This is a genomic window from Kocuria sp. CPCC 204721 (assembly GCF_040980945.1).
GTDB classification, from domain to species: domain Bacteria; phylum Actinomycetota; class Actinomycetes; order Actinomycetales; family Micrococcaceae; genus Kocuria; species Kocuria marina.
This window is the reverse complement of the sequence record NZ_JAVKPO010000028.1, coordinates 1-11,324: the sequence shown is the minus strand read 5'-3', so window position 1 is coordinate 11,324 and position 11,324 is coordinate 1. Positions and strand designations below refer to the sequence as shown.

Annotated in this window: 12 protein-coding genes; 10 read left to right on the top strand and 2 right to left on the bottom strand. The window is 69.5% G+C overall.

Features of this window, described 5'->3' with window-relative positions:
• Window positions 1-44: 44 nt before the first annotated feature.
• Together RF637_RS13520 and RF637_RS13515 are read right to left on the bottom strand one after the other, a co-directional pair.
• Window positions 45-284 (bottom strand): hypothetical protein, encoded by a 240-nt coding sequence (locus RF637_RS13520; RefSeq protein ID WP_085107319.1) that lies wholly within the window; start codon window positions 282-284, stop codon window positions 45-47.
• Window positions 281-901 carry a TlpA disulfide reductase family protein gene (locus RF637_RS13515; RefSeq protein WP_085107316.1) on the bottom strand — a complete coding sequence of 207 codons (621 nt, stop codon included), beginning with the start codon at window positions 899-901 and terminating at the stop codon, window positions 281-283. The genes RF637_RS13520 and RF637_RS13515 overlap by 4 nt, the downstream gene beginning before the upstream one ends.
• Before the next feature lie 844 nt (window positions 902-1,745).
• Here RF637_RS13515 and RF637_RS13510 point away from each other — a divergent pair.
• The 10 genes from RF637_RS13510 to RF637_RS13465 all read left to right on the top strand — a co-directional run bounded on the left by RF637_RS13510 (window position 1,746) and on the right by RF637_RS13465 (window position 11,158).
• The gene (locus RF637_RS13510; protein ID WP_085107314.1) at window positions 1,746-2,123 is read left to right on the top strand and encodes a BlaI/MecI/CopY family transcriptional regulator; all 378 of its coding nucleotides are present in this window, start codon (window positions 1,746-1,748) and stop codon (window positions 2,121-2,123) included.
• A gap of 8 nt (window positions 2,124-2,131) precedes the next feature.
• Window positions 2,132-3,085: a M56 family metallopeptidase gene (locus tag RF637_RS13505; RefSeq protein ID WP_368845100.1), complete on the top strand. Its 954-nt coding sequence runs from the start codon at window positions 2,132-2,134 to the stop codon at window positions 3,083-3,085.
• A 767-nt stretch (window positions 3,086-3,852) separates the two neighbouring features.
• A complete protein-coding gene (locus tag RF637_RS13500) occupies window positions 3,853-4,734 on the top strand; it encodes a F510_1955 family glycosylhydrolase (RefSeq protein ID WP_085107309.1) in 882 nt (293 codons plus the stop codon).
• A 66-nt stretch (window positions 4,735-4,800) separates the two neighbouring features.
• Window positions 4,801-5,550: a cytochrome c biogenesis CcdA family protein gene (locus tag RF637_RS13495; protein WP_085107306.1), complete on the top strand. Its 750-nt coding sequence runs from the start codon at window positions 4,801-4,803 to the stop codon at window positions 5,548-5,550.
• A gap of 137 nt (window positions 5,551-5,687) precedes the next feature.
• Entirely contained in the window at window positions 5,688-6,623 is a 936-nt protein-coding gene (cysK, locus tag RF637_RS13490; protein ID WP_368845099.1) for a cysteine synthase A, read from the top strand.
• A 1,016-nt stretch (window positions 6,624-7,639) separates the two neighbouring features.
• Complete coding sequence (locus RF637_RS13485) at window positions 7,640-7,852, top strand: heavy-metal-associated domain-containing protein (RefSeq protein ID WP_085107302.1); 213 nt, start codon at window positions 7,640-7,642, stop codon at window positions 7,850-7,852.
• A complete protein-coding gene (locus tag RF637_RS13480) occupies window positions 7,849-8,064 on the top strand; it encodes a hypothetical protein (RefSeq protein WP_143467409.1) in 216 nt (71 codons plus the stop codon). Before RF637_RS13485 ends, RF637_RS13480 begins: the two co-directional genes overlap by 4 nt.
• 73 nt (window positions 8,065-8,137) lie before the next feature.
• On the top strand, window positions 8,138-10,468 hold the full coding sequence (locus tag RF637_RS13475) for a heavy metal translocating P-type ATPase (protein WP_368845098.1): 2,331 nt from the start codon (window positions 8,138-8,140) through the stop codon (window positions 10,466-10,468).
• Window positions 10,469-10,505: 37 nt separating this feature from the next.
• Window positions 10,506-10,760: a hypothetical protein gene (locus RF637_RS13470; protein WP_368845097.1), complete on the top strand. Its 255-nt coding sequence runs from the start codon at window positions 10,506-10,508 to the stop codon at window positions 10,758-10,760.
• 86 nt (window positions 10,761-10,846) lie between these two features.
• A complete protein-coding gene (locus tag RF637_RS13465; RefSeq protein WP_085107295.1) occupies window positions 10,847-11,158 on the top strand; it encodes a metal-sensitive transcriptional regulator in 312 nt (103 codons plus the stop codon).
• Window positions 11,159-11,324: the final 166 nt, after the last annotated feature.

The window sequence follows — 11,324 nt, the reverse complement described above, 5'->3', positions numbered from 1 at the left end:
ACTACCGCCTCCGCATGCTCCTCATCACCGGTGGACTCGACGCCTCACCCCACACTCAACTCTGAAGAGCCCTTGGTCAGTTGAGTCCACGCCCACCGGGCCAGACCGAGGGGCCCCAGGGCGGGGACCTCGACCCCGCCGGGACTCTTGGCGGGCCCGCCGGTCGAGACGCCCCGGGAACCACCGGCGGTGCTGCCGTCGGGGGTGGACTCGGCCTCGCTGAGGGCGCCCACGCTGGTCTTGCTGCTGCCGAGGCTGTGGTGAGAGGGGTTGCCGGTTCTCATGCCGCCTCGGCCACCGTGTCCTCGAGGAGGGTCTCGAGCACGGAGCGGTCCGCGATCCCGAGGATCCGGGCGGCGACCCGGCCCTCGGCGTCGAGCACCAGCGTGGTGGGCACGGCCTGCGAGGGCACGTACGCGCTCAGGGCCATCAGCACGCCCCCGTCCTTGTCCCGGAAGGAGGGGTAGGGGATCTCGAAGGTGCGCTCGAACGCCTCGGCGGTGGGGCGCTCGTCGCGCAGGTTCACCCCGTAGAACGCGGCCTGCCCGTCGAAGCGCTGGGCGAGCTCCTTGAGGTCCGGGGCCTCCACCCGGCACGGGGCACAGCCCGCGTACCAGAAGTTCAACAGCGCGGGCCTCCCGCGCAGGTCCTCGGCGGAGAGCTCGGTGCCGTCGAAGAGGGTGCCGGTGAACTGCACGGGCTCGCCCCGCTCCCCCGCCGGGTACTCCGAGACGGTGCCGTCCCCGGCGATGTAGCCCTTCTGGTCCCCGGAGTTCGCCTGCTGGGCCAGCGAGTCCTCCTCGGCGCACCCTGTGAGGGCGAGCCCCAGGACCCCGAGGCCGGCCAGCGAGAGGACGCGGCGGCGGGACGGGGCGGCGCAGGGCGTGGGGCGGGAAGTCATGGGCGTTTCACCTGAGGATCGGAATATGTTGGGGCAACGGGGGCGGTGCCGGTCCCTGCCCTGATGGGCAGACAGATCGAGGGGCCTTGGAGCGCACCGTGGCGGGCTGACGATGGATCCGGGGAGGTCACCCAGCCTTGACGGGCCGGGGCCTCGGCACGCTCAGGGCTTGAGGCCACTCCGTTGCCGGAGCTGATCATGCGGCCACGGCCAGGACCGGCTCCGGCGCGATTTCTCCATCGGGCCAGTCGCACCACCACCCATCGAAGTACTATGACGGATAGTAACCGCTCTGGGGGTGGATTTCACCTCCGGTGCACCCCCTGCAGGAGAGCCAGCTCCGCCGATCCCCCGGTCACCGTGCTGGTGGCGTTGTGCGGCGAACCACCGATACCGCAGGCAGCAAAAGGTTTCTTCCTGTGGGGCTCACCGGTGGCCACCTGGATTCTTCACCTCTTCGGTCGTGGCTCTGCTCACGTGGGGGCTACGCCGGACTTGCCGCGCACGACGGCGCCATGGGCCACCGGATCCCACAGCAGGTATCGCCAGCTATCCGACCCCGGGGACGCGAGGCCCACGCGGGCCGGACGGCCTTTCGGGCCCCGATGGGCCCGCGGCCACCTGTGCTGTCTCCGGCGGCGGTCACGACAGAGATGCCGACATGACCTCCCCGGTGGCCTCGGACCACAGGCTGTTGACGCCCTGGTGAACCCCAGAACGTGGGCTTGTGGGGTGAGGAGGGGGAGGGGTACCGGCACCCAGGGCCCGATCCCCGGTGCGGCCCTACTATGGGGCATAGGAATTGTGGGGAAACGGCGGCGCAAGACGTGGGAAGGAGACCTTCGTGCACCATCTGGGACACCTGGAGTCGGCGATCATGGAACGGATGTGGTCGCGGTCCGCGCCGGCCTCTGTCCGGGAGATCCTGGTGGACCTGCAGCGTGATCGAGATCTGGCCTACATGACCGTGAAGACCGTCATGGACACCTTGCATCGCAAGGGTTTGTTGAGCAGGGAGCCCGACGGGCGCGCATTCCGCTACCGACCCACCCAGACGCGTGAGCAGTACACCGCCTCGCACATGGGGGAGGTCCTGGCCAGTGGCAGCGACCGGCGGGCCACCCTGCTGCACTTCCTGGAGCAGATTCCGGCCGAGGACCTCGCGCAGCTGCGCGAGGCATTGGATCAGGCGGCAGGACCCCAGACGGGGACCGCCCAGTGACAGCCCCGGTGCTGCTGATCGCCTTCGCCGTACTGGCCACCCTGGCGGGCCCGCGGCTGGGGCGCAGGGGCTGGGTCGACCGCTCACCCCGGCTGGGAATCCTGGCCTGGCAGGCGCTGACGGTCTCGATCGTGGTGAGTGTGATCCTGGCCGGTGTGTCTTTGGCTCTGCCGGTGATGCCGGCCATCGGAGGATTGGCGGACTTCCTGCAGGCCTGCGCGGTGGTGCTGCGCGCCCAGTACTCCACTCCCGGTGGGGCAGCGGTCAGCACGGCAGGAGCAATCCTGGCGTTCGTGCTCGGGGGCCGGGTGCTCTGCTGCCTGAGCTCCGAGGTGATGTCCGCCCGGCGGGAGCAGAGGAAGCATCTAGAGTCCCTGTCGCTGGTCTCCCGCCGTGACCCGGTCACCGGTGTGCTGGTGGTCGACCATGCGGTGCCGGCCGCCTACTGCCTGCCCGGGCGCCGCCGCGACATTGTCTTCACCACCGCAGCCCTGCACGCCCTGGACGCCCAGCAGCGTCAGGCGGTGTTGCGTCATGAGGTGGCGCACCTGCACGGGCGCCACCATCTGGTCCTGGCCGGTGCCCAGGCTTTGGTGCGGGCCTTTCCCCGGATCCCCGTCTTCGCCGTAGCGCGAGCGGAGCTGGGCCGGCTGGTGGAACTCACCGCCGATGACCGGGCAGCCGCCGGCAACGACAGCAGGCTCACCGTGGCCAGTGCCCTGGTGCAACTGGCCGAGGCCAGACACGCTCCGACCTCGGCCCTGGCTGCCAGCGGCACCGCCACACTGATGCGGGTGCGCCGGCTGGCGGCACCGGCCGCCCCGCTGCACCGGGCCCGGGTGGCGCTGACGGTGGCCGCGGCCACCGTCATGCTGGCCCTGCCGGTGGCCGTTGCCGCCACCCCGGCCCTGGCCACGGTCCAAGCACAGACCTGCCCGGTGGAGTTCCCCCCGGGCGGCTGAGCCGCACGGCCGGTCCACCCCCAGCGCAGGGGGCGGGGAACGAGTCGGTGAGGAGAACGCCATGGTCGTGGGGGCGAGGGCGTTGACCTCGGTGTCCACCGCCAGCCACAGCCTGCATCCGTGCGGGTGCTGCCCCTTCACCCCCAGCGCCCAAGCCTCGGTCCTGGAGTGCTGGGCGCGCCGCCGAGGAACCAGCGACCACCGCGGCCACCCGGGTCAGGCCGCTGCCTCCATAGGGAGGATTGCCACGCCGGGTAAGGAGATCAGACGTTTCACGTTCAGCAGAGGCAGCGCAACCGACGACGTGCGTCCTCGCATGGAGCGAGTGGGCTTCACGGCGATGCACGGAGACCGGCAGGTACGGGTCGCTGTGCCCACGGGTGTGCTGCCAGCACACACCAGGACTGGTGTTGGTGCAGGTAGAGGGGGCGGAGAAGGGCGGGACGTTTTGAACTCGGTGTCTCAACACGTCTACTATGTTTCTTAGTATTGTGTGCCTCCCGGCAACCAGGCAGAAGGAGCCCGTCCATGTTCGCCGCTTCGGTTTCGACGTCGGTCACCGACGGTATCCGCCGTAGGAGCCGTCACCTGTTCCCCGTCATGGGCCGTCCTGTTCCCGGGGCTGGGGTCCAGCCGTGCGGGCATGGCGCGGATCTGCAGGCTAATGCTGGAGGGCACCGGCGGGCAGAGAGCTGAGACCCTCCGCCTCGCAGGCGCCTCAACAGGCCCGATGGCTCCGTTCCCCCTTTTTTCAGGAAAGCGACCTCATGATCTGCAATGCCCACATCGCCGGCGGCCGAAAAGCCCGCACCGCCGCGGTCCTCGCCGTCACTGCTCTGCTCGTCACCGCCTGCGCCCCCCAGGACAATGCCTCCGGGGCGGTGGGGTCCTCGACCGGGGCGGGGAACCCGTTCGGTCACGTCCACGGTCTGGCGGTGGACCCGGGCACCGATCAGCTGCTGGTGGCCACCCATAACGGGTTGTTCCAACTCGGTGGGGAGTCCCCGGAAAAGATCGGGGAGACCACCGATTTGATGGGCTTCGCCGTCGGCGCCGGCCGGTACTACGCCTCTGGGCACCCTGGGCCGGGCTCGAATCTACCCAATCCGCTGGGGTTGGTGGAGTCCACCGACGGCGGGCAGAGCTGGCAGGAGCTCTCCCGCCAGGGCGAGTCCGACTTCCACGCCATGACCGTCTCCTCCGAAGGGGTCATCGGCTTCGACGGCGCCCTGCGCAGGACCGCCGACGGGACGCAATGGTCTGAGGCCAGCGACCAGGTCCAGCCGGCCCATCTCGCCGCCTCCGCAGACGGACCGGTGGTGCTGGCCACCACCGAAGAGGGCGTGCAGCGCTCCACCGACGGCGGAGACACCTGGGAACTGCCCGATAAGGCCCCCGTCCTGCTGGTCACCGCCTTCGCCGATGTCGACACGGCCGTGGGAGTGGCCCCGGACGGGACGGTGCAGCTGAGCCGCGACGGCGGGGTGAGCTGGGAGACGGCCGGGGGCGCCACTGCCCAGCCCTCCGCGGTGGCCGCCAGCACGGAGGGGGAGGACGGGTTGCGGATCTGGGTGGCCACCGAGAAGGGCATCGAGTTCTCCGACGACGCCGGGGCCACCTTCTCCACCACCATCCCGGCAGGACAGTAAGCTCCGCATGACGTATCTGCGCATCACCGGCTGCGCCCGTGAGCAGAGGCGCGGGCGGGTGGGATCATGAGCATCGGGGAATTTTTCGCCCAGAACGTCCAGTCCGGGGCCCTGCTGGTAGCCATTCCCTTGGCCGTCATCGCCGGGATCGTCTCCTTCATCTCCCCGTGCATCCTGCCCCTGGTGCCGGGGTATCTGGGCTACGTCTCCGGGCTCACCGACCCGACCGCTGCCGGCAACCGGTCCAGGGTGCTCACCGGGGTGGGGTTGTTCATCCTGGGTTTCGCCGCCGTGTTCACCCTCTACGGCGCCGCGTTCGGGGTCATCGGCGGGTGGTTGGTGCAGTGGCAGGACCTGATGATCCGCACCCTCGGGGCGTTCGTCATCGGCATGGGCCTGGTGCTGATCGGGCGGCTGTCCTTCCTGCAGCGCACCGTGAAACTGTCCTGGCAACCACGCAGGGGCCTGGCCGGGTCCCCGCTGCTGGGGGTGGTCTTCGGCCTGGGCTGGACCCCGTGCATGGGCCCGACCCTCAGTGCGGTGCTGGCGCTGAGCACCACCACCGGCACCGCCTGGCGCGGAGCCCTGCTGGGTTTCGTCTACTGCCTGGGGCTGGGCATCCCCTTCGTCCTGGTGGCCCTGGGCGTGAACTGGGTCTCGGCCACCCTGTCCTTCATCCGTCGGCACCTGCGCCTGGTCAACATCGCCGGTGGCTCCCTGCTGGTCCTGGTGGGGGTGCTGATGGTCTCCGGGATCTGGACAGCATGGATCTACCAGCTGCAGAACCTCTCCGGCACCTACCTCACCCCCGTCTGAGGCCAGGAACGGGGCCTGCCGGTGCAGATGTGACGTGCCGGGCCGGTGAATACATGGGTCCGCCTATCACCCACACGTTGACCACCCCACCCACCCACCCACCCACCCAGTCACTACGCAACCACCAAGGAGTACACATGGCGAAGATCTACCACGACGTCACCGAGCTCGTGGGCCGGACCCCGCTCGTCCGCCTCAACCGGCTGGACGAGGGCCTGCCCGGCAACGTCGCCGTGAAGCTGGAGTTCTACAACCCCGCGAACTCGGTGAAGGACCGCATCGGCGTGTCGATCATCGACGCCGCCGAGAAGTCCGGCCAGCTCCGCCCGGGCGGCACGATCGTCGAGGGCACCTCCGGCAACACCGGCATCGCCCTGGCCATGGTCGGCGCCGCCCGCGGCTACAAGGTCATCCTGACCATGCCCGAGACCATGTCCACGGAGCGCCGCGTCATGCTGCGCGCCTACGGCGCCGAGATCGTCCTGACCCCCGGCGCGGAGGGCATGCGCGGCGCGGTCGAGAAGGCCCAGGAGATCGTGAACGCCTCCGACAACGCCGTCCTGGCGAGCCAGTTCGCCAACGAGGCCAACCCCGCGGTCCACTACGCGACCACCGGCCCCGAGATCTGGGAGGACACCGACGGCAAGGTCGACGTGTTCGTCTCCGGCGTGGGCACCGGCGGCACCATCACCGGCGCCGGCCGCTACCTGCGGGAGCAGAAGCCGGACGTCCGGCTCATCGTCGTCGAGCCGGCCGACTCCCCCCTGCTGACCCAGGGCAAGGCCGGCCCGCACAAGATCCAGGGCCTCGGGGCGAACTTCATCCCCGCGATCCTCGACCGGGAGATCTACGACGACGTCTACGACGTGACGGTCGAGGACTCCGTGCGCACGGCCCGCGAGCTGGGCACCAAGGAGGGCATCCTCGGCGGGATCTCCTCCGGCGCGATCGTCTGGGCCGCGCTGCAGGAGGCGGCCAAGGAGGAGAACCGGGACAAGCTGATCGTCGCGGTCGTGTGCGACTTCGGGGAGCGCTACATCTCCACGCTGCTCTACGAGGACATCCGCATCTGAGCCGTCGCACGGCTCACCACGACGGCGCAGCACACCAGCCGTCTTGATGGTGTGGCCTCCCGACGCGTGTGTGGGAGATGATGGCGGCCCTGGTGTCCGCGTTCCCTGCACGCCCGGGTCGTGCCCCCGAGGGGAGTCCGGGATGTCAGCGCTGCTGGGCGTGACGGCCACTCCGGGCACGGGTGCTCAGCATGCCACCCTGGCCCTGCGGGTCACCGACGTGCGGCCGCGGTAGGGGTGGCCGCCCGGACCGACGTGCATATCAGCACCGGTGAGCACCCCCTGACGGGAAGAGAGGGTCCCGTCCCACCGACGTCCACGGAAGAGCGCCGGGAACGGTTGTCCGCCTTCGCAGGAGACAGTCCCGTTCCTGAAGCCCGGACGGAGCACAGCCACGGCACCCCTTTACGGAGGGCCTGGGCGAGTCCGGGGCCTCACCGGGGCTTTGGACTTGTCCGCCGCAAAGGTAGGGCAACGATGTGTGGTTGCTGCGCTCGAAGGAGTTTTCGGCTCCGGACTGGGTGCGCTCGGTCCTGTGGGGTCATCGTGGCATCGGGGAGGGCCTGCGACCAGAGGAGCTGGCCATGAGCGTGATGCAGCCATCGGTCAGGACGGACCTCAACAGAGACCGGGGCATCGAGGGCCTGGTTGCTGCTGGGGTGTTTTTGGGCAGGGGGCACATTCCAACCCACGACCCAGCGACCAGGGGGTGGCGTGGTGGTGGGTGCGCGATGGGCACCTGGCCTGATGGGCAACAGAGGCTCCGGGGTCATACGCAGGCCAGCGCCTCGGGCCTATCCTGTGATGCTCACGGGTTGCCGACACCGCCCCGCTCCATGTCGGGGAATGCCGTGCTGCCGCTTTGGACGCCGGTGACACCCCGGGCACGCCCTGTCATGTCCCTTCGCCGGCCGCGGTTTCCCTCTCCCGCCACACCTTGACAGCTTTACCCTCCCGGGGTATATCTGTACTTGTACAGATACCCCCTAGGGGTAACCAGTTGAAAGGGCGAAACCATGGCGACCACTCAGTTCCAGGTGACCGGGATGACCTGCGGGCACTGCGAGATGTCGGTGCGCGAGGAGGTCCAGGAGGTTGCAGGCGTGACAGGTGTTCAGGTCAGCCACCAGACGGGTCAGCTGTCTGTCACCAGCGCCGAGCCGGTGGACAAGGCGGCGGTCATCGCCGCGGTCGAGGAAGCCGGCTACCAGGTCGTGCGGTCGGCGTGAACGCCGCCGGACGACTGGGGGCGTATGCGACGGGGCTGGCGGTGATCTTCGCCGCATCCTTCGCCGCGGCCGGGGCCGTAGTGCCCGAGGAGACGGTGGCGGATTGGACACAACAGGCGCAAGAAGCCGTGAAAAACCATCCCGCCGACCCCGGGCGCACCCCAGCTCAAGATCCTGCCGATACCGCGGCCGATGGCCACGACGATCACTGACCCACCACTGACCTATCGCTGAGACAGTTGCGGCCGGACCGGTGGCGCTCATCTCGGGAGAAAGAAGCACCCCATGCCGGCACCTTCAACCCCGCAACAGGCCCTGGGCACCGACCTCGAGCTTGAGCTCAGCGGGATGACCTGCGCCTCGTGCGCCAATCGGATCGAGCGCAAGCTCAACAAGCTCGACGGTGTCACCGCCACGGTCAACTACGCCACGGAGAAGGCCCGCGTCAGTGCTCCGGCCGGCTATGATCCGCAGGCGCTGATCACCGCGGTGGAGAGTGCTGGGTACTCGGCCCAGCTGCCCCCACCCGCCCAGGGGCCCGGGGGCGGTACTGCCGATGACGGTGTGGACCGCCGCGACCTGGAGCTGCTGTCTTTGCGCCACCGGTTGATCGGTGCGGTGGTGCTGTCGGTTCCGGTGATCGCGATGGCGATGATCCCCGCGTGGCAGTTCCCCTACTGGCAGTGGCTGTCCCTGGTCCTGGCCGCCCCGGTGATCGTCTGGGCCGGGTGGCCCTTCCACAAGGCTGCGTTCACCAACCTGCGCCATGGTGCGGCGACCATGGACACCTTGATCTCGATGGGCACCACCGCGGCGTTCCTGTGGTCGCTCTACGCCCTGTTCTTCGGCACCGCCGGCACCCCGGGCATGACCCACCCCTTCGAGCTGTCGGTGGCCCCCACGGACGGGGCGGGGAACATCTACCTGGAGGTCGCCGCCGGGGTGATCCTGTTCATCCTGGGAGGCCGGTACTTCGAGAAGCGCTCCAAGCGCCAGGCCGGGGCCGCCCTGCGCGCCCTACTGGAATTGGGCGCCAAGGACGTGGCCGTGCTGCGCGACGGGGTGGAGACCCGCATCCCCACCGACCACCTGGCCGTGGGGGATGAGTTCGTGGTCCGGCCCGGGGAGAAGATCGCCACCGACGGTGTGGTCCTCAGCGGGGTCAGTGCGGTGGACGCCTCGATGCTCACCGGTGAGTCCGTGCCCGTGGAGGTCGAGGCCGGTGATACGGTCACCGGGGCCACCGTCAACGCCGGTGGCCGGCTCGTTATCCGAGCCACCCGGGTGGGTTCGGACACCCAACTGGCCCGGATGGCCCAGCTGGTGGAGAACGCCCAGTCCGGCAAGGCCGAGGTCCAGCGGTTGGCAGACCGGATCTCCGGCGTGTTCGTGCCCGTCGTCATCGCCGTCGCCGTGGCCACCCTGGCCGCCTGGCTCGGTGCCGGGTTCCCGGTCACGGCCGCGTTCACCGCCGCGGTGGCGGTGCTGATCATCGCCTGCCCGTGCGCCCTGGGCCTGGCCACCCCCACCGCGCTGCTGGTGGGCACCGGCCGCGGTGCGCAGCTGGGCATCCTGATCAAGGGCCCCGAGGTGCTGGAGTCCACCCGCCGCATCGACACGATCGTCCTGGACAAGACCGGCACCGTCACCACCGGCACGATGACCTTGCAGGGCGTGCACACCGCGCCCGGCACCGAGGAGACCGTGGTGCTGCGCCTGGCCGGGGCGCTCGAGCACGCCTCCGAGCACCCCATCGCCCAGGCCATCGCCCGCGGCGCCTCACATCAGGTCGGTGTCCTGCCGACCGTGGAATCGTTCCAAAATCTTGCCGGGCGTGGGGTGCAGGGAATCGTCGAGGGGCATCTGGTGGCCGTGGGCCGCGAATCCCTGCTCGCCGAGTGGTCGCTGACCCTGCCCGCGGACCTCTCAGCCGCCAAGGCGGCCGCTGAGGCCGCCGGGCGGACCGCCGTGGTCGTGGCCTGGGACGGGGAAGTCCGCGGGGTGCTGGTGGTCGCCGATGCGATCAAGGACACCAGTGCTGAGGCCATCGCCTCCTTCCGCGCCCTGGGCCTGACCCCGGTGCTGCTCACCGGTGACAACCAGGCCGCGGCCGCCCAGGTCGCCGCTCAGGTCGGCATCGATCAGGTCATCGCTGAGGTGCTGCCCGAGGACAAGGTCCGTGTCGTCACCGAGCTGCAGGCGAAGGGCAAGGTCGTGGCCATGGTCGGTGACGGGGTCAACGACGCCGCGGCCCTGGCCCAGGCCGATCTGGGTCTGGCCATGGGCACCGGCACCGACGCCGCGATCCAGGCCGCCGACCTGACCTTGGTGCGCGGGGACCTGCGCGCGGCCGCCGATGCGATCCGCCTGGCCCGCAAGACCCTGACCACGATCAAGACCAACCTGTTCTGGGCTTTCGCCTACAACGTGGCCGCGATCCCGCTGGCCGCTCTCGGTCTGCTCAACCCGATGCTCGCCGGAGCCGCGATGGCCTTCTCGTCCGTCTTCGTGGTCAGCAACAGTCTCCGCCTGCGCGCCTTCACCAGCCGGGCAGTGAACCATCGGGGCTCCCCTGCCCGCTCTCGCCTGGGTGTGAGGCACCTCCAGAACGCCTGATCCCACGCCTGCCCCATGGACCGAGGAGAACACCCCCATGTGCCATCACCACGGTCCTGACCACCACGAGGAGCACGGTCATCGCCACGAAACCGCAGTCGGCCATCTCACCGGCGCCTCCGGTGAGGAGGTCGCCGAGTGCCCCGTGATGTCCGGCAACATGGTCATCAAGACCGAGACCGAGGCCGCAGGACTGAGCCGTGACAACGCCGGCCAACGATACTGGCTGTGCTGCGCCACCTGCGGGGCCCTCTTCGACGCCGACCCAACCACGTACGCCCACGCCGGCTGACCCGCCCGCCCACCACCGATCTGCGGCCCCGACCCAGCCCCGCGCTGGCCCGGGGCCGCGAGCCCGCCAAGAACAAGGACACCACCATGGACGCCACCTCCACCGAGTGCCACACCACCCACGGCTACATCAGTGACAAGGACCGATACCTGGCCCGCCTCAAGCGGATCGAAGGCCAGGCCCGGGGCATCCACCGGATGATCGACGAGGAGCAGTACTGCATCGACATCCTCACCCAGATCTCTGCCCTGACCTCCGCGCTGCGCAACGTCGGACTGGGACTGCTCGATGAGCACATGAAGCACTGCGTCGTGGACGCAGCCAAGCTGGGTGGCGATGCCGCCGAGGCCAAGCTTCAGGAAGCTTCCGAGGCCATCGCCCGTCTGGTGCGTTCCTAGCTCACCGAGCCCCTGTCCCGAGGAACCCTGACCAACGGCCCAGGGAACCTCTCGATCCGGGGAAGGAATCTTCACTCGAGCGGGACTGTCGCTCTAACGGCTCTGTCGCACTTTCGGTGGTGGGGTAGAAGGCGCTCAGGCTAGGAGGATGCGGTGGCGGAGCAGG